This window comes from Rhizobium moroccans (assembly GCF_057559155.1).
On the sequence record NZ_JBHFJG010000039.1, the window covers coordinates 90785 to 108923 of the forward strand.

Sequence of the window (18139 nt, forward strand, 5' to 3'; positions counted from 1 at the left end):
ATTTTCGGCTCCGACGGCAAAGGAAAGAGAAGCATGGTCACGCTTCATGCAGATAGGGCGCTCTTGCCGGAAGGCTGGCGGAAAAACGTCCGGCTGACGATCGAAGAGACCCGCCTCTCCAGTGTGGAGGCCGATGTCGAGGCGGAGGCGGCCGACGAGCGTCATGAGCTGCTCTTACCCGCGATGCCGAACCTCCATAGCCATGCCTTCCAGCGCGCAATGGCCGGTCTCACCGAGAAGCGCGGCCCCGGCGAGGACAGTTTCTGGAGCTGGCGGACGCTGATGTACAAGTTCGCGCTCTCCATGACGCCGGATCAGATGGAGGTGGTGGCCACCCAGCTATACATGGAGATGCTGGAGGCCGGTCTCAGCCGCGTGGGCGAGTTCCATTACCTGCATCATGACAAGGATGGCAGACACTACGCCAATATTGCGGAAATGGCCGAGCGGATTGCTTCTGCAAGTGCCGAAGCCGGCATTGCGCTCACCTTGCTGCCGGTCTTCTACGCCCATTCGGGTTTCGGCGGCGCAGAGCCGATCGAGGGGCAGCGGCGCTTCATTCACTCGCCCGAGGCGTTCGCGGCGCTCATGGAGCTTTGCGAAAAGCTCACCGCAGTTCTTCCCGGAGCGCGGCTTGGCGTTGCTCCTCATAGCCTGCGAGCTGTAACGCCGGAGGAGCTCGCAAGCATCGTGCGGATGACTGATGGGCCGGTTCATATCCATGTGGCGGAACAGGTCAGGGAGGTTGAAGACTGCCTGGCCTGGTCGGACGCAAGGCCGGTCGAATGGCTGCTGGCCAACATGCCGGTGAACGAGCGCTGGTGCCTGATCCATGCAACGCACATGAGCGAACAGGAAACACGAGGGGTGGCCAAAAGCGGCGCGATCGCCGGCCTTTGCCCGATCACCGAGGCCAATCTGGGCGATGGGATATTCAACGGCGCGGCTTTCCTCGGCGAAAGCGGGCGGTTCGGCATCGGATCGGATTCAAATGTCTTGATCTCGGTGCCGGGCGAGCTGCGGCAGCTCGAATATTCGCAGCGTCTGGCCTCAAGGGCGCGCAATGTGATGGCTCGGCCGGAGGGTTCGACCGGTGCGCTGTTGTTCGAACAGGCGCTCCTTGGCGGCAGTCTCGCTCTCGGTGCGCCGGCCGGTTTGGCGGAGGGTAATTTTGCCGACATCGTATCGCTCGATCTCGGGGAAGTTCCCTATCTCTCTCCGGCCCAGATCCTCGATCACTGGATATTTGCGGGTGGGGTTGCGGTCGACTGTGTGTGGGCGCTCGGTCGCAAGCAGGTGGAGAACGGCCGGCATATCCGCCGCGACGCGATCAGCCGGCGGTTCCGTGCCACGATGAAGGAACTTCTCTCGCTATGACAACGGCGAAGGAAGCGACGCTTCATCAACGAATCCTGAGCGATCTTGAAGGCAAGATCGTCTCCGGGGAGTGGCCCCCGGGCCATCGCCTGCCGTTCGAGGTGGATCTCGCCGCGCAACACGGCTGCTCTCGCATGACGGCGAACAAGGTGCTGACGCAGCTTGCCAGGAGCGGCCTTATCGAACGCCGCAGGAAATCCGGCAGCTTTGTCGCCCAGCCTGCGGCGCAAGCTGCCGTGCTCGAGATTCATGACATCGAGACCGAGGTGCGGTCGCTTCGGCTTGCCTATTCCTTCAGGCTGGCAAGCCGGATGGTGCGGAATGCAGGGCCGGCGGACCGGATACATCTGGACCTGCCAGAAAGCAGGCCCTTGCTCGATCTGACCTGCATCCACAATGCCGGCGACCGCCCGTTCTGCCTTGAGCAGAGGCTCATCAATCTGTCTGCCGTGCCGGAAGCGGATGGCGAGGATTTCTCAAGGGTGGCGCCCGGCGCCTGGCTGATCAGCCGTGTGCCCTGGAGTGCCGCCGAACATCGCATTTCATCCGTTTCGGCCGGGGCAGATGCTGCTGCGGCGCTTGAGATCCCCCGCCATACTGCCTGCCTTATCATCGAACGACGCACCTGGAGCAGCAGCGGTCCAGTCACCTTCGTGCGCTTCACCTATCCCGGTGACCGGCACATGCTGATTGCTCGCTTTACTCCCGGTGGGGAGAACTAGGTCGTGAACTACATCTCGCGGATAGGCAGATGCTTGTGGCGGGCGTCCCAGGATTGGCATGGTTTAATCTTGGGGATTAAGAATTACGCTACTTATACATTGCAGCGTCTCCAGCCCCGATGCACTATGCATTTAGGCGGCTTTGACTTGGTGGTGACTGAACGAAAATGCTCGTACACGAAGGTGATACGCGAACGGCATCCGTAGACCTGCTGCTCGCTGCCATACTGGCGTTTGTCGCCGGCGGAGTGAATAGCGCAGGATACATGGTCTACGGATACTTCTCGGCGAATATGACCGGGAACGTCTCCATTGCCTCCGAGCTGTTGTCCGTATGGCAGCTTAACGCCGCGTTTGCGTTTTTGACTGTTGTAGCGATGTTCATATTTGGAGCTTTCCTGGCTTCCCTTTTTATCGAGATCGGAAAAGGTAGAAAGCTCACCAACATCTATGCGCTCACGTTGGTGGCAGAGGCGGCCGTGTTGATGGCAGTAGGACTTGCCTTGGTACTTAAGGCGCAACCACCGAATGGCATTCTCGTCGTCGGTCTACTCAGTCTGACAATGGGCATTCAGAATGCCGCCTCAACCAGGATTTCCGGTAGCAGGGTTCGTACCACTCATGTTTCCGGGATTGCTACCGACATCGGCGTTGGACTTGCTATGTTATCGGGGAGCAAAGCCGATCCGGCAAAAGCAGATATGATTCGGCGCCTGAAGCTTCATCTCGCGACGATAATCTTCTTCGCCTTGGGAGGGGTTATCGGGGTTCTCAGCTACGAAAGCCTGCGCGGCTCGGCATTTTGTGTATTCGCCGCAATCCTTCTGTCCCTAAGCGCGCGCTATCTAAGAAAGCCTCCTACTCGAGAGCGGCCGGGTGCGAAAAAGTCACCACGCGCGACGATGGGCTGACGATGACTGCTCTCTCGAGGTGGTACGCCCGGTACTTATAATTGCCGCTATCACTCGGAATAATCTTGATCAGCACCGATCAAGAGATAGGTGCGCGCTCCTTCAACTGAGAGGGCCACAATGGCGGATACAGACACTACGACGGCTAGCCGGATCAGAAACATCATCGCCGAACAGCTCGGGGTCAGTTCCGATGAGATAACCGATAGCGCGCGTTTGACCGACGACCTGGGTGCTGATTCATTAGAGATCGCTCAGATCGTTATTCTAATCGAGGAAGAGTTCGGAATCGACGTTCAAAATGATGTCGCGGAAAATCTGGTTACAGTGGCTGACGCGATCGATTTTGTAAAAGCAGTCGTGAAGGAACAAGGCGCCTCAGCAAAGCCTGCGTAACCTCGCAACAAAAAAGGCCGGGGCGAAACCGCACCGACCTTCCTCATCATCGCTATCTTTCCTGCCAGTACATCCGTGGTCAAAAGTCGAAGCGACGACGGCAATTGCGAGCGGCGATTTCATTCAGCGCTCATCAGCAATGCCGATGAGTGCAATATAGGATGCAATTGCGTCTTAAACAAGTCGAGGACAATTATATGGCTACAGCGGAAGCGCAATCCTCACGCTATTGAGGCGCCTCCTCAAGACGCTGCTTCAGCAGCCAATCCCATAGTTCAGCATCATTCAAGGTCGCCCACTCGACGCCCGAATGATCGACACCTTCCAGCACGGTCAGTCGAGCGTTGCGTTTCAGAGTCTTAAGTCGCTCATAAAGCACAACCGAATCCGATAACGGGATTACATCATCATCTGAGCCATGAAACACCCAGAACGCAGCTTTCTCGTTCGTTCTATTCAGATAGTGCCGATTGCCGCCGCCAGCGATCGGCACGATAGCGGCGAATTTGTCCGGAAACTGTTCAGCCAAGGCCCAGGCGCCGAAGCCCCCCCGGCTAAAACCGACGACATAGATGCGTGAACGGTCAACGCGATATTTCGAAATTACTTCCTCAAGAGCAGAGTCCACTTTCTCGATTGGATAAAGCAGCTCTTCGCTCGGGTTTTGAGGAGAAAAGACGAGAAATGGAAATTGCTTTCCGTCTTCGATCAGCTTTGGAATGCCGCTCGATTTGACTTTTTCAATATCACTTCCACCCTGATCCCCTCCGTGGAGCCATATGACGAGAGGATAAGATTCCGTGGACGCCTCGTATCCATCCGGCGTGTACAAAAGATACTTGAGATCATTCTTGACGCTCGCACTCGATGTGAGCGCGACCTGTCCGGCATTTGCAGCGCCAAGATTGAACAACCCAAGAGAAACCATTGCAACCAAAGGCAAAATCGTACGCAACATTACACCACCTCCTCTGAAACGTTCGGAGGATAAGTTGGCACATGGCCTGATTCCGGACAATTGCTTCCCGCCGTTCATGATCACCGCGTCCGGTCCTGCCTGGTGCGCCGACAACGAACCGCCGTTCGGAAGCATTCCTCCTTCCAGATTGCCACCTTGAAATTCCGATTAGCGGGGCATTGAATTCCAATCGGCCGAGATTCGAGAAAGCTCAATGCTTTGCCTAGGCATCCGCCTCACGGGCAGTAAGAACCTGCACCACCTGACGGCAGTTCTCGTTGCTCTGCGGCAGCAGTGTAACTGGATCGACCAGACCGGCCGCAACACCCAGGCCATTTGCCGCCGCCCATCCCCAGTTCTCCTGCGCACGCTGGAGCAAGTTCGGTCCTTCAGACGTTATGCAGGCCCTACCAGCCGCAACAATCTCCGCAGATGGGACGCCCTGAAGACGTTCAGAAATCTCAGCCTGAAGCGGCGTTACAACGAAGATGGCGAAAAGGTAGCTGATGAACTCTGACAAAGCGGTCTCCTGAGATTTTGCAGGAGATAGGTATACTCCGCGAGCCGCACCAGTGTGACACCCCGATTTTCAGCCCTATGCCGCCTCCGTTTTTGCTTCGCGTTGCCGGCGGCGCTCGTTCTGCACCTCGCCTCCAGGGAGATCTCTCGTCAAACCGGCAAGTAGAAGGTCTTGCGTCATCGGGGAGCCAAGCTTCGATGTTGGATTTCTTAAACTTGACTTATGGAGCGGTCAGCCGCGCCAGGCGCATTCGCTCTATGATGTGGCGGCCTGACCCCTCGACATGACGCCCGATCATGCGGGCAGCGCCATCCGCGTCCTGTGCCTTGATGCAGGCGAGTAATTCGCGGTGTTCGTCCAGCACGTTCGACTGCCGGCTCAACGACGTTGGAAAACGGCGGCTGATCGCCCACAGGATGTGACGATGCCGCATCCATAGATCCACTGCATGCCGGTTGTAATGGCGGTCGTACATCAGTTTGTGGAACCGCAGATCCAGATTGGAGTGCTTCATTTCATCCGCGAAATTGAGCCCTTCGATCTCCGCCTGAATGCTTTCCAGCTCCTCGATGTCCTCCTTGGTGACGATCCCGACGAACCAGCGGGTCAGCGCCGGCTCGATCAAAACTTCGATCTCGCAGATATCGCGCACGAACTCCTCATCGATCGGCCGAACCCGCGCGCCACGGTTCGGCGTCATGATGACGAAGCCTTCGCCGCGAAGCTGCTGCAGCGCCTCTCTGACCGGGTTGGTGGACGTGCCCATGCGGCTTGCCAAATCAGCCACTTTCAGCCGTTCATTGGCCTTGACCCGCCCGTGGATGATGTCGTCGCGCAGCCGCTCGTAGATGGAGGAACCGCCGTCCTCCATGGAATCATCGCCCTCGGAGCTCGCGTCGCGAATGTTGGTGATCGTGCTCATGTGCTTGCTTTTAATGCACTTTCTTCTCGGTTGCAAAGAGTGAAATAGTTCACTTTATACATTCTGATTGACAAATAATGTACGATCTGGAAGCTTTTGTCCATCTTGGGCCGCAACGGCCTATGGGGAGCAGGCCGGCGGTGAGGGTTGGCCCAAGAGGAGGAGAGAAGATGCTTTATCAGCGGAAGCTGCGTGGCCTTGTCATGTCGTCAGGCCTGGTGGGGACGCTCATTCTAAGTTCGATGGCCCCGGCCTGGGCGATGGAGTTCAAGCAGTCGCCGATGCTGGAAGAAGAGGTCAAGGCCGGCAAGCTGCCCGCTGTTTCCGAGCGCCTTCCCGAGCAGCCCTATGTGGAGACGATGGTCGGTGGCGTCGGCAAATATGGCGGCACGCTGCGCACGACGATCCTCGCCAATGGCGACCACTATAACCTGACCCGTACGATCGCCAATGAACTACTGGTGCGCTGGGACCCCGAGTGGAAGAAGGTCGCCCCGTCACTGGCCGAGGAGTTCACCGCATCCGAGGACGCGACCACCTACACGTTCAAGCTCCGCAAGGGCTTGAAGTGGAGCGACGGTCAGCCCTTCACCGCCAACGACATCATGTTCTGGTACGAAGACGTGTTCATGAACGATGCGCTATCTCCTGCCAAGAACCCGACGTTCACGGTCGCCGGCAAGCCGGTGAAGGTCCGCAAGATCGATGATGTCACCGTCGAGTTCAAGTTCGACTCGCCCTACGGTCTCTTCCTGCAGCAGCTCGCCTATGGCCAGGGCCATTTGCCGGTCATCTATCCCAAGCATTATCTCAGCCAATTCCACGAGAAGTACAACAAGGACGGCATTGCGGACCTGCTCAAAGCCAATCCGGCCGCTGGCGACTGGGTGGCGCTCTTCAATTCCAAGGTTTCACTGACCTTCCAACCGCCCTTCTGGCAGAATCTCGAACTGCCGACGCTGAACCCGTGGGTCCTGACGGTTCCCTATGCCGACAGCGAGCGCGTGGTGGCGACCCGCAACCCCTATTACTGGAAGGTCGATCCGGAGGGTAACCAGCTTCCCTATATCGATGGCATCACCTGGGCAAAGCTCGACGATCCGCAGCTCATGGCGCTGAAGATGACCTCCGGTGAATTCGATTTCGCCTTCCGCCACATCAACAACTCGACCTTCAAATCCGTCCTTTTCGACGGACAGGAAACCGGAAACTACCGGTTCGTGGATGTGAAGGATCTGCCGGCAAACGACGCCGTGGTCCTGCTCAATCTGAACTCCACCGATCCGCTGAAACGCAAGCTTTTCCAGAACAAGGATTTCCGCATCGCGCTGAGCCACGCGATCAATCGGCAGGAAATCATCGATCTCGTCTATGTGGGGCAGGGCGCTCCTGCCCAGGTTGCGGTCCAGCCCGAGCATGAACTCTTCAATGAGCGCGAGGCGACGCAATATACCGAATACAATCCCGAACTCTCGAACGAGATGCTCGATAAGATAATGCCGAACAAGGATGCTGCGGGCTTCCGCCTGGATGAGACCGGCAAGCGCCTCACCATCAACTTCATGGTGGCGGATGTCTTCGGTCTCTCCTATCCGGACGTGATGCAGATGGTGCAGCAATATGCCAAGGATGTCGGCATCGATATCCAACTCCGCACCACCGATCGCGCTCGGCTTAACACCATGTGGGCGGCAAACGAGCAGGACGCCTATATCTGGAACTGTGTCGGCGGATTGTCGGAGGTTTACACCGATCCGCGCTGCTATATGCCCTTCCAGAAGGCCGACATCTTCTTTGCCGTGAAATGGAGCGAGTGGTACTCCGATCATTCGACGGGGGAGGAGCCGCCGGCGGAAGTCAAGGCACTGATGGCGGCCTATGACAAGGTGAACGCCGCCGTCACCGATGACGATCGCCGCGAGAAGATGAAGGAATTCCTGAACCTTTCGGCCGACAACTTCCTCAATATCGGTATTTCGCGGCCCATGCCGAAATACATGATGGTATCGAAGAACCTGAAAAACGTCGTCGACGGCATCCCCATCACCGGCAATCTCTGGCATCCCGCACCGACCCTGACCCAGTGGTACTTCGACAAGGCGAATTGACCGCCTCCTCCCGAGGCCGCCGGTGGCGCCCCTGCCATCGCCGGCTACCCCTTCGATCCGTTCGAACGGTCCCAAACCATGCTTCGTTTCATCATCAAGCGGCTGGTGTTCGCGATCCCGACACTGTTTGCCGTCTCCATCATCGCCTTCATCATCATCCAACTCCCGCCGGGCGACTATCTCACGACGCTGATGGCGGATTGGGCGAGCCAGGGCGGGGCGGTGGAGGCCGGCACGGTCGCGGCCATGCGGGAACGCTACGGCCTCGATCAGCCCATCTACTTCCAGTACTATAAATGGATCGCCGGCATCCTGACGCGTGGTGACTTCGGCATATCCTTCGAGCTCGGCAGGCCGGTGACGGAGCTCATCTGGAACCGGCTCGGGTTTTCCCTCCTGCTTTCCGTGCTCACGCTTTGCTTCGTCTGGGCGATCGCGATCCCGATCGGCATCCTGTCGGCGGTGCGGCAGTATTCGATCTCCGACTATACCGCGACCTTCCTCGCCTTCTTCTTCCTGGCCATTCCCGATTTTCTGATGGCGCTTTCGGCCATGTACATCATGTCCGCCTGGTTCGGCCAAAGCGTGGGCGGGCTTTTCTCGCCGGCCTATGTCGATGCGCCGTGGAGCTTCGGCAAGCTCACGGATTTTGCCCGGCATGTCTGGTTGCCGGTCATCGTCATCGGCCTCGGCTCGCTGGCCGCGCTCGTTCGCATCATGCGCGCCAACCTGCTCGACGAGTTGTCGAGGCCCTATGTCACGACGGCACGGGCGAAGGGCATGTCGGAATTCGAACTCCTGATCCGCTATCCCGTGCGGCTTGCCCTTAATCCGCTGATTTCGACACTCGGCTGGATACTCCCGGCCGTGATCTCCGGGGAGATCATCGTCTCGGTGGTATGAGCCTGCCGACGACCGGACCGCTGCTCCTGCGCGCCCTGCTTGCCCAGGACATGTATCTCGCCGGCTCGCTCATTCTCCTGATATCGGTGCTCACGATCATAGGCACGCTGGTTTCGGACATCCTGCTCGCCATCACCGACCCGCGGATACGCTTTCAATGACAGACATCACGCATCTTCCGCCCGATACCGGCCCCTCTTTCGATCTTGCGGGTAAGGATATCGCTGCCGCCGGCCAATGGCGCCTTTTCTGGCTCAAGTTCAAGAAGCACAAGATCGCGCTCGTCAGCCTGGTCGTGATCATCTTCATGTATCTGGTCGCGGCCTTTGCGGATTTTATCGCGCCATTCGACCCGAACGCCACCAATGCACGCTTCACCTATGCGCCGCCGCAGGGGCTTTCCCTCATGCATGAGGGGGCATTCCGACCCCATGTCGACCAGCTCCGGATGACGCTGAACACCGAGTCCATGCGCCGCGAGTTCACGCCCGATCCGGCCAGACCGGTTCCTGTCGGCTTCTTCGTCAAGGCTCCGCAGCCCTATCATCTGCTGGGCTTCATTCCCATGGAGACAAAGCTCTTCGGGATGATCGACCCGAAACCCGGCGACAGCATGTATATTTTCGGCGCCGACCGGCTCGGCCGGGATATTTTCTCGCGCGTCGTGCACGGCGCCAAAATCTCGCTGTCCATCGGGCTTGTCGGCGTCTTCATGAGCCTGATCCTTGGCGTGACGATCGGCGGGGTATCCGGCTTCTTCGGCGGCTGGGTTGATCTCGCGATCCAGCGTGTCATCGAACTCCTGCGCTCTATCCCCACCATTCCGCTATGGATGGGCCTTGCGGCCGCGATCCCCGTTGGCTGGCCGCCGCTCAGGACGTATTTCGTTATCACGTTGATCGTCTCCCTGATCGGCTGGACGAGCCTCGCCCGCGAGGTGCGCGGCAAGTTCCTGTCGCTGCGTAGCGAAGATTTCGTCATCGCCGCGCGTCTCGACGGCATGAGTGAGATCGGCATCATCTTCAATCATCTCGTGCCGTCCTTCATGAGCCACATTATCGCGACGCTGACGCTCGCGATCCCCTCGATGATCCTTGCCGAGACGGCGCTTTCCTTCCTCGGCATCGGCCTGCAGCCGCCGATCATTTCCTGGGGCGTGCTGCTGCAGGAGGCCCAGAATATCCGGGCCGTCGCGCAGGCACCGTGGCTGCTCTTCACGCCGGCCGCCGCGATCGTGATTTCGGTCCTTGCGCTGAATTTCCTGGGTGACGGCCTGCGCGATGCCGCAGACCCCTATGAGGACGTTTCATGACCAAGACTTTGAACCCCTCCGGCGACACGATCCTGAAGGTTGAGGACCTCAGGACCTATTTCCCGACCCGCACCGGTGTGTTCAAGGCCGTCGACGGTGTCTCCTTCGAGCTTCAACGAGGTAAGACGCTCTGCGTCGTCGGCGAATCCGGTTCCGGCAAGTCGGTCACGGCCCGTTCGATCCTGCAGATCGTCGACAAACCCGGACAGATCGAAGGTGGCTCGATCCTGCTCACGCGCGCCGACGGCTCCAAGACCGATCTCGCCAGGCTCGATCCGCGGGGGCGGGACATCCGCGGCATTCGCGGCAAGGAGATCGCCATGATCTTCCAGGAGCCGATGAGTTCGCTGTCGCCGGTCCACCGCATAGGCACCCAGATCGGCGAGACGCTGCGCATCCATTTCGGCATCCGCGGAAACGAACAGCGCGCCCGTGTTTTAGAACTGCTGAAGCAGGTGGAAATCCCGCGGCCGGAAACGGCGATCGACCGCTATACGTTCGAATTCTCCGGCGGCATGCGCCAGCGCGTGATGATCGCCATGGCGCTGGCATGCAATCCGTCCGTGCTGATCGCGGATGAGCCGACAACCGCGCTCGACGTGACAACCCAGGCCGAAATCCTCGACCTCATCAAGAAACTGCAGCAGAGCCACGGCATGGCTGTGCTCTTCATCACCCACGATATGGGCGTCGTCGCCGAGATCGCCGACGAAGTACTGGTCATGTATCGCGGCAAGGTGATGGAGAAGGGCCCGGTCGACCAGATATTCCACGCCCCTCAGGACGACTACACGCGTCGGCTGATCGGCTCCGTCGTCAAGCTGGAGAAAAAGGCTGAAGTTCGTGTCCGGCGAGCTGAGATGCCGACCGAGACACCGCCTCTTCTGGAAGTGAAGAACCTGTCGCTGACCTTCGCGTCGGGGCTCAAGGCGGTCGATGATGTATCGCTCGCCGTGCGGCCGGGGGAAACGCTCGGCATCGTCGGCGAATCCGGTTCCGGCAAGACGACGATGGGGCGATGCCTTCTGCGCATCTATGATCCCCAGTCCGGCACGATCGACTACCGCCGCACGGATGGCCGAACGCTGGATATCCGCACGGCAGACAATGCGACCTTGAAGGATATCCGCCGCGAGGTCCGGATGATCTTTCAGGATCCTGTCGGCTCGCTTAGTCCGCGCAAGACCGTCGGGCAGATCATAGCCGAACCCCTGAAGCTTGCCGGCATGAAGGGAAGCGAACGCGACGATCGCGTTGCCCATCTCATGCGTCAGGTGGGGCTCGAGCCGGCTTGGCGCGAGCGCTATCCGCATGCCTTTTCCGGCGGCCAGCGCCAGCGCATCGGCATAGCACGCGCCATTGCGGTCAATCCGAGGCTCATCGTCGCCGACGAGGCGACATCGGCGCTCGACGTATCGCTTCGCTCGCAGATGCTCGATCTGATGATGCAGCTCCAGGACGAGATGGGCCTTTCCTATGTCTTCATCTCGCATGACATGTCGGTGATCCGCTACATGTGCGATCGCGTCGCGGTCATGTATCGCGGCCGGATCGTGGAGGCCGGCGAGACCGATCGGGTCGTCAACGATCCGTCCCACGATTACACGCGCGCGCTTCTTTCCGCCATTCCCCACCCCGATCCGCGAAGCCGGCGCATCCACAACCGGTTCCGCTACGAACCCGCAGTCAAGCGGGCACAGTTTCAGCCAATGGATAAGTCATGAAAATTACCGATGTCAAAATCATCGTCTGCTCGCCGGGGCGCAATTTCGTCACCGTCAAGATATTCACCGACGAAGGGCTGACAGGGGTCGGCGACGCGACGTTGAACGGTCGCGAAAAGGCCGTCGTCGCCTATCTGCAGGAGCACCTGGCGCCGCTATTGATCGGCCGGGACCCCTCTCGCATCGAAGACATCTGGCAGTATTTCTACAAGGGCGCCTATTGGCGTAGAGGGCCGGTGACCATGGCGGCGATCGCCGGCATCGACACCGCACTCTGGGACATCAAGGCCAAGGCCGCCAGCATGCCGCTCTATCAGCTTCTCGGCGGCGCCAGCCGCGAGAAAGTGCTGTGCTACACCCATGCGCATGGGCGCGATATCGCGCAAGCCGTGGAGGCGGTCGGCCGGCGCAAGGAGGAGGGCTACAAGGCCATCCGGGTGCAGGTGGGCATTCCAGGCCTTGCGGACGTCTACGGCACGGGTGCGAAGTCGGTCACAAACAATGCTGATGACGACGCCTTTCCGCATGAAGAAACCTGGTCGACCTCTAAATATCTCCGTCACATACCGGAGCTTTTTAAGACGGTGCGCGAGGCACATGGCTGGGATATCGAGCTGTTGCACGATACCCATCACCGCCTGACCCCGATCGAAGCGGCGCGGCTCGGCAAGGATCTCGAATTCGCCCGCCTCTTCTGGCTGGAAGACATGGTCGCCGCCGAACATCAGGAAGGTTTTCGCCTGATCCGCCAGCATACTACGACGCCGCTTGCGGTCGGCGAGGTATTCAACACGATCTGGGACGCACGGCTGCTGATCGAAGAGCAACTGATCGATTATATCCGCATGACCACCGTACATGCAGGCGGCGTGACCGCGCTTCGCCGGATCATGGATTTCGCGGGCGTCTACAATGTCCGTACCGCCTGCCACGGCGCGATGGACATGTCGCCCATCTGCCTCGGCGCCAATCTGCATCTCGATCTCTGGGCGCCGAATTTCGGTATCCAGGAATATTCCGGTTACCTGCCGCAGATCCTGGAAGTCTTCCCGAGTGCCTGGAGCCTTGCGGATGGCTACCTGCATCCGGGCGAGGCGATCGGTCACGGCGTCGATATCGACGAGAAGCTTGCGGAAAAATTTCCATACCAGCGCGCCTACCTGCCGGTGAACCGTCTTGAAGACGGCACGCTGTGGCACTGGTGAAACGAGGACGTTATGAAAATCACGACGATCAAGACTTATGCGGTCAAAGTCGGCATTCGAAACCAGCTTCTGGTGAAGATCGAAACGGATGAAGGCATTTTCGGCTGGGGCGAAAGCGGCCTTTCCGGCCGCGAAAAGGCGGTAATCGGCGCCTTGGAGCACTATGCCGAATTCCTGCGCGGATGCGATCCCTTCAAGACCGGTGCGCTGTGGCAGGAAATGTATCGCAGCCAGTATTTCGAAGGCGGGCGGGTGCTACAGGCGGCGATCTCCGCAATCGACATCGCACTTCACGACATCAAGGGCAAAGCGCTTGGCGTGCCGGTCTACGAACTCCTCGGCGGCAAGCACCGCGACCGCATCCCGACTTTCGCGACGACCTTCGCCGAACCCGGCCCCGCCATGATAGAGCAGGCGAAGATGCTGGTCGAGCACGGCTGGACCGCCATGCGCCTATCGCCCTCCGGCCATGAGAACAAGGAGATCTACGAACCGCGCGAGCATATCGCCACGACCGCCAAATGGTGCGTGAAGGCCCGCGAGACATTAGGCGAGGAGGTCGCGCTCGGCATCGACTATCACCACCGCCTGACGGTGGCAGAAGCCGCGAGCTTCTGCCAAAAGATGCCCTCCGGCACGCTGGACTTCCTTGAAGAACCGATCCGCGACGAGTCTCCGGGCGCTTACGAGGCCCTCCGCCGGCTGACGGACATACCTTTTGCGATCGGCGAGGAATTCGCCTCGAAATGGCAGTTTCAGCCCTTCATCGAACGCGACATCCACCAGTTCAATCGGCTGGACGTCTGCAATGTCGGCGGGCTGACGGAATCGATGAAAGTCGCCGCCTGGAGCGAGACCCACTATGTCGACATGATGCCGCATAATCCCCTTGGACCGGTCTGCACCGCCGCGACGATCCACTTTTCCGCCGCAGTTCCGAATTTTTCCTGGCTCGAGACGCGTGCAAGCCCTGCCGAAACCCATCTAGGCTTCGACAATTCGGACTTCTTCCCGGTCCAGCCGCGGCTTGAGGGAGCATATTATCCCGTTTCCGACGCCCCCGGTCTCGGGGTAGAAGTCAACGAGGAACTCATCGCCAGGCAGAGCTTCGAGTTTTGGGAGGCGCCGCACCTGAAGCGCAGGGATGGTTCCGTGACGAACTGGTGAAAATACAAAAGCGCAGGGCTCGATATCGACGCGCCCTGCGCTTTTACGGGCATTGTTACTGAAGCCCGATAGTTCGAACCTCCAGCGACTATTCCGCGGCGGTCCGGGTAGCGTCGTTGGCGTTCAGAATCTGTTCCAGAAGTTTCAGTTCTTCCGTTGTAAGGTCGGTGAGTGGTGGCCGCACCGGCCCCGGATCCCGTCCCAGCACCTTCAGGCCTGCCTTGATGATGGAGACTGCGTAGCCCCGCTTGCGATTGCGCAGGGCCACGAAGGGGAAGAAGAAATCCTTCAGTATCTGGTCGACCGCAGGCTGATCGCCTGAGCGTAGAGCCTGATAGAAGCGCTGGGCGAGGGCGGGCACGAAGTTGAAGACTGCGGATGAGTAGGTCGTCACCCCGGCGGCAAAATAAGCCTGGGCGAAGACTTCGTGGGTCGGCATGCCGCCGACATAGACGAGGCGGTCTTCCAGCTTCGTGGTGATCTCTATGACGCGATCGACGTCTCCGACACCATCCTTGAAGCCGATGAGATTGGGGCACGCATCGCAAAGCCTCGCGAGGCTATCGGCCGAAAGAACCGCGTTATCGCGATTATAGACGATGACGCCGATGCCGACAGATTGGCAGACCGCCTTCACATGCGCGACCAATCCCTCCTGTTCGGCGAACATGAGATAGGGCGGCAGGAGAAGCAGGCCGTCGGCGCCGGCCTTCTCCGCCGATCTTGCGATCTCGATCGCAAGCGAGGTGCCGTAACCGGTTCCCGAAACGATCGGCGTCTTGCCGGCCGATGCCTTGGCGGCGCGTATGACAGCCGGAATTTCGGAAGGATTGAGCGAGAAGAACTCGCCGGTGCCACCTGCCGCAAAGAGAACGCTGGCGTCATATTCCGCCAACCATCCCACATGCTCGCGATAAGCTGCCTCATCGAATGCAAGATCGCTGTCGAAATGCGTTACCGGAAATGAAAGGAGGCCGGCGCCGACTGCCTTTTTGAGAGTGTTTGGTTCCATCTGAAAATCCCTGGCTGTCCGAAATCGACATCTGTAACCGCGGCGGTGTGGTCAGAGATGCCTGGCCTCAAGCGCTTCAAGAATCGCCGCGATGTAGCCGTAGCAATAGGCGAAGGCGACGCCCGTGGGGTCTCTTCCGCTGATGCGCGGCACGTGGTCCGGCATCACCATGTATTTGTAGCCGACCTCCTGATAGATCTTCAGCGAGCGGATCATGTCCATATCGCCCTCGTCGGGGAATGTTTCCATGAAGGATAGCTTGCCGCCGCTGATATTGCGGAAGTGAAGGTTGAAGATTTTGCCGCGCGTGCCGAACCAGCGGATGATGTCGTCGATTTCCTCATGCGGGTTGTCGAGCATCTCGCCGATCGAACCCTGGCAGAAATTCAGCCCGTGATAGGGGCTTTCGCGCATCATCACGAACTTCTTGAGGCCTTCCACAGTTCCAAGCACGCGGGTAACGCCCTTGTAGCCCGGCGGCGTATAGGGATCGTGCGGATGGCAGGCGAGGCGCACGCGGTTGCTCTCGGCAACAGGAACGACCCGCTCGAGGAAATAGTCGATGCGCTCCCAGTTCTCGTCTTCAGAGAGCGTGCCGGCCAGGCCGGGTGCCGCCTGCTGATCCGCCTTTTCCCACCGGAAGGCTTCATTCAGGGAGCCGCCGCGGCCCAGCTCCAGTTCTGTGCGGGGGATGCCGATCAGGTTGAGATTGTATTTCGCCGCCGGGATGCCCGCCTTGGCGCAATTTTCGATCAGGCGGCAGACCGCGTCGATCTGTCGGTCACGATCAGGACCGGCCAACAGGATATCGGGATAGGAGGCTTTCTCGATCGGTTGCGAAGGAAGGGGGAGCTGGATCATGTCGAGAACGATGCCGAAGCTCTCCACCTTGTCACGATGGCGCTCCAGATCCTCAAGCGTCCAGCTCGCCGGATCCCCCGGCGGATCGGCCGAGATGTTTTTCACTCCAAGCTGCGCGAAGACCTTGTAGTCATCGACGTCGCGAACCGTCACCTGCGTTCCCAGATACAAGAAAGCCTCCCGAATATCGTTTTGATATCACATGTCATAATATGACTCTCCGGGTATGTCGAGAGAGCCTGCGGAATTCTGGTGCAATACGGCGTTGTCGGTTGGTCGCGATGCGAGTTCCCAACCTATTGTTGCGATTGCATTGTTGATCAACTAATTGCCGTAATTTATTGGCTTTTTCCCATTGATCGGCGGCCCTTGTCATTTAGCATCAACTTCGATAATCGTATTATGACATGAGGATAAAGATATTATCTGACCGATGATCAGGGAGGACATCATGAGGCATATTTGTACCCGGCTTCTCGTTGGCGCTGTGGTCGGCGCCTTGACGCTCACTTCACCCGCCGCTTTTGCCAAAACGCCTGCCAACCAGCTCGTCATCGCCACCTCGCTTGCGCAGGTTCTATCGCTTGACCCGCACCAGGCAACGGAAGCGAAGGCCAATGAAATCATGGCCAATCTCTACGATCGGCTGATCTCGGTCGACAGCTCGGGCAAGGTTTCGCCTCAGCTTGCCGAGAGCTGGGAGGCTGACGACAAGGGCATTACTTTCCATCTTCGCGAGGCTGAATTCGCCTCCGGCAACCCGGTCACCTCCGCCGATGTCGTCTATTCGATCACTCGTCTGCTGAAGATGGATCAAGCCTCCGCCGCCAACCTCAAGCGGGTCGGCTACAACGCCGGAAACGTGGAAAAACTCGTGACGGCGCCGGACGAAAAAACGGTTCGGATCGATCTTTCCGGGGAAACCACCTCCGAACTCCTGCTTTACCGGCTAGCAATGGTAATTGCGAGCGTCGTCGACAGCGAGGAAGTCAAATCACATGAATCGAACGGCGATTGGGGAAATGGCTGGCTGCGTACCAATTCCGCAGGCTCCGGCCCGTTCACGCTGAACCGCTGGACGCCGAACGAGATCGTCATCCTCGAAGCGAATGAAAATTACGTCGGCGGCGAACCGAAAATGCGGCGCGTCGTGGTCCGTCACGTGCCGGAAAGCCAGGTGGAGCGGCTGATGCTCGAGCGTGGCGATGTCGATATAGCCAGTGCGCTGAGCGCTTCCGATCTCGCCACCTTCAACGGGAAGGAAGGCTTCGAAATCCAGCGGGTGCCGACCGGCGGCTTCTACGTGCTGTCGATGAATGCCGGCAAGGAGCCGCTTTCGAACCCGAAGGTTCGCGAGGCGATCGCCTACGGCATCGACTACAAGGGCATGGAAAAGGCCATCATGGGTCCGTATGGCCGAGCGCGCACGGTTCCTGTGCCCGAGAACTTTGAATACGCCATTCCCAGCCCCGATTGGCAGCTGGATGTTGAAAAGGCAAAAGCGCTGTTGGCTGAAGCCGGTTACAAGGATGGCTTCACGCTGACCTTGAAGACGATCGCCCAGACACCGCGCATCGATCTCGCAACCGCCATTCAGGCTTCGCTCGGCGAGATCGGCATCACCGTGAACATCCAGCAGGGTAACGGCTCGGATATCATCGCGGCGCATCGGGCTCGCGACTTCGATCTCCTCATCCCGCAGACCGGTGCCTACATGCCGAACGTGCTCGGCTCGATGGAGCAGTTCTCCAGCAACCCCGACAATTCGCGGGAAGCCAACAATGCCGGCAATTTCGTCTGGCGCTCGGCCTGGGACATTCCGGAGCTGACTGCGCTCACTGCCAAGGCCTCCCTGGAGCCGGATTCCAAGAAGCGTGGCGAAATTTACGTGCAGATGCAGGAAATGTTCGTGGCGCAGAAGCCGGCTGTCCTGCCGCTTTTCGAGCGCTTCGAGCCGATCGTCGTCAGCAAGCGGGTGCAGGATTATGTCGGGCATCCGAGCCAGACGACCCGCCTCGAAGGCGTAACCAAGACTGATTGA

Annotated in this window: 15 protein-coding genes and 1 pseudogene; 11 read left to right on the forward strand and 5 right to left on the reverse strand. The window is 59.1% G+C overall.

The window, feature by feature from the left end:
* Positions 1–33: 33 nt before the first annotated feature.
* The 4 genes from ACE04I_RS18185 (at position 34) to acpP (ending at position 3406) form a co-directional block, all read left to right on the forward strand.
* Positions 34–1377 (forward strand): formimidoylglutamate deiminase, encoded by a 1344-nt coding sequence (locus ACE04I_RS18185; RefSeq protein ID WP_487207424.1) that lies wholly within the window; start codon positions 34–36, stop codon positions 1375–1377.
* On the forward strand, positions 1374–2099 hold the full coding sequence (gene hutC / locus ACE04I_RS18190; protein ID WP_046793409.1) for a histidine utilization transcriptional repressor HutC: 726 nt from the start codon (positions 1374–1376) through the stop codon (positions 2097–2099). Before ACE04I_RS18185 ends, hutC begins: the two co-directional genes overlap by 4 nt.
* 167 nt (positions 2100–2266) lie before the next feature.
* Positions 2267–3010, forward strand: coding sequence for a YoaK family protein (locus ACE04I_RS18195; protein WP_487207425.1), 744 nt, complete (start codon positions 2267–2269; stop codon positions 3008–3010).
* Positions 3011–3130: 120 nt separating this feature from the next.
* A complete protein-coding gene (gene acpP, locus ACE04I_RS18200; protein WP_046793411.1) occupies positions 3131–3406 on the forward strand; it encodes an acyl carrier protein in 276 nt (91 codons plus the stop codon).
* Positions 3407–3632: 226 nt separating this feature from the next.
* Here the strand turns inward: acpP and ACE04I_RS18205 are convergent, their stop codons facing one another.
* The 3 genes from ACE04I_RS18205 to ACE04I_RS18215 all read right to left on the reverse strand — a co-directional run bounded on the left by ACE04I_RS18205 (position 3633) and on the right by ACE04I_RS18215 (position 5806).
* Positions 3633–4364, reverse strand: coding sequence for a carboxylesterase family protein (locus tag ACE04I_RS18205; protein WP_046793412.1), 732 nt, complete (start codon positions 4362–4364; stop codon positions 3633–3635).
* Positions 4365–4587: 223 nt separating this feature from the next.
* Entirely contained in the window at positions 4588–4884 is a 297-nt protein-coding gene (locus tag ACE04I_RS18210; RefSeq protein ID WP_046793413.1) for a hypothetical protein, read from the reverse strand.
* Between the two features lie 220 nt (positions 4885–5104).
* Positions 5105–5806 carry a GntR family transcriptional regulator gene (locus ACE04I_RS18215; protein ID WP_046793414.1) on the reverse strand — a complete coding sequence of 234 codons (702 nt, stop codon included), beginning with the start codon at positions 5804–5806 and terminating at the stop codon, positions 5105–5107.
* A 170-nt stretch (positions 5807–5976) separates the two neighbouring features.
* Between ACE04I_RS18215 and ACE04I_RS18220 the strand changes: the two genes are divergently transcribed.
* The 6 genes and pseudogenes from ACE04I_RS18220 to ACE04I_RS18245 all read left to right on the forward strand — a co-directional run bounded on the left by ACE04I_RS18220 (position 5977) and on the right by ACE04I_RS18245 (position 14225).
* Positions 5977–7914, forward strand: a complete 1938-nt coding sequence (locus ACE04I_RS18220; protein ID WP_052760355.1) for an ABC transporter substrate-binding protein — start codon at positions 5977–5979, stop codon at positions 7912–7914.
* A gap of 78 nt (positions 7915–7992) precedes the next feature.
* Positions 7993–8978: pseudogene (locus tag ACE04I_RS18225) on the forward strand (ABC transporter permease).
* Positions 8975–10129: an ABC transporter permease gene (locus tag ACE04I_RS18230; RefSeq protein WP_046793416.1), complete on the forward strand. Its 1155-nt coding sequence runs from the start codon at positions 8975–8977 to the stop codon at positions 10127–10129. The pseudogene ACE04I_RS18225 and the gene ACE04I_RS18230 overlap by 4 nt, the downstream one beginning before the upstream one ends.
* A complete protein-coding gene (locus ACE04I_RS18235; RefSeq protein WP_046793417.1) occupies positions 10126–11853 on the forward strand; it encodes an ABC transporter ATP-binding protein in 1728 nt (575 codons plus the stop codon). Before ACE04I_RS18230 ends, ACE04I_RS18235 begins: the two co-directional genes overlap by 4 nt.
* Positions 11850–13058, forward strand: a complete 1209-nt coding sequence (gene manD, locus ACE04I_RS18240; protein ID WP_487207426.1) for a D-mannonate dehydratase ManD — start codon at positions 11850–11852, stop codon at positions 13056–13058. Before ACE04I_RS18235 ends, manD begins: the two co-directional genes overlap by 4 nt.
* A gap of 12 nt (positions 13059–13070) precedes the next feature.
* Positions 13071–14225 carry a mandelate racemase/muconate lactonizing enzyme family protein gene (locus ACE04I_RS18245; protein WP_046793419.1) on the forward strand — a complete coding sequence of 385 codons (1155 nt, stop codon included), beginning with the start codon at positions 13071–13073 and terminating at the stop codon, positions 14223–14225.
* An 88-nt stretch (positions 14226–14313) separates the two neighbouring features.
* Here the strand turns inward: ACE04I_RS18245 and kdgD are convergent, their stop codons facing one another.
* Together kdgD and ACE04I_RS18255 are read right to left on the reverse strand one after the other, a co-directional pair.
* On the reverse strand, positions 14314–15237 hold the full coding sequence (gene kdgD, locus ACE04I_RS18250) for a 5-dehydro-4-deoxyglucarate dehydratase (protein WP_487207427.1): 924 nt from the start codon (positions 15235–15237) through the stop codon (positions 14314–14316).
* A 51-nt stretch (positions 15238–15288) separates the two neighbouring features.
* A complete protein-coding gene (locus ACE04I_RS18255) occupies positions 15289–16269 on the reverse strand; it encodes a mannonate dehydratase (protein ID WP_487207428.1) in 981 nt (326 codons plus the stop codon).
* Positions 16270–16549: 280 nt separating this feature from the next.
* Here ACE04I_RS18255 and ACE04I_RS18260 point away from each other — a divergent pair, with 280 nt between their 5' ends.
* Complete coding sequence (locus ACE04I_RS18260; RefSeq protein WP_046793709.1) at positions 16550–18139, forward strand: ABC transporter substrate-binding protein; 1590 nt, start codon at positions 16550–16552, stop codon at positions 18137–18139.

Coding starts and splice junctions, on each gene's coding strand:
- ACE04I_RS18205 (WP_046793412.1), bottom strand. CDS start 4,364: ATGTTGCGTACGATTTTGCCTTTGGTTGCAATGGTTTCTCTTGGGTTG.
- ACE04I_RS18220 (WP_052760355.1), top strand. CDS start 5,977: ATGCTTTATCAGCGGAAGCTGCGTGGCCTTGTCATGTCGTCAGGCCTG.
- ACE04I_RS18185 (WP_487207424.1), top strand. CDS start 34: ATGGTCACGCTTCATGCAGATAGGGCGCTCTTGCCGGAAGGCTGGCGG.
- ACE04I_RS18215 (WP_046793414.1), bottom strand. CDS start 5,806: ATGAGCACGATCACCAACATTCGCGACGCGAGCTCCGAGGGCGATGAT.
- ACE04I_RS18230 (WP_046793416.1), top strand. CDS start 8,975: ATGACAGACATCACGCATCTTCCGCCCGATACCGGCCCCTCTTTCGAT.
- ACE04I_RS18235 (WP_046793417.1), top strand. CDS start 10,126: ATGACCAAGACTTTGAACCCCTCCGGCGACACGATCCTGAAGGTTGAG.
- manD (WP_487207426.1), top strand. CDS start 11,850: ATGAAAATTACCGATGTCAAAATCATCGTCTGCTCGCCGGGGCGCAAT.
- hutC (WP_046793409.1), top strand. CDS start 1,374: ATGACAACGGCGAAGGAAGCGACGCTTCATCAACGAATCCTGAGCGAT.
- ACE04I_RS18260 (WP_046793709.1), top strand. CDS start 16,550: ATGAGGCATATTTGTACCCGGCTTCTCGTTGGCGCTGTGGTCGGCGCC.
- acpP (WP_046793411.1), top strand. CDS start 3,131: ATGGCGGATACAGACACTACGACGGCTAGCCGGATCAGAAACATCATC.
- kdgD (WP_487207427.1), bottom strand. CDS start 15,237: ATGGAACCAAACACTCTCAAAAAGGCAGTCGGCGCCGGCCTCCTTTCA.
- ACE04I_RS18195 (WP_487207425.1), top strand. CDS start 2,267: ATGCTCGTACACGAAGGTGATACGCGAACGGCATCCGTAGACCTGCTG.
- ACE04I_RS18245 (WP_046793419.1), top strand. CDS start 13,071: ATGAAAATCACGACGATCAAGACTTATGCGGTCAAAGTCGGCATTCGA.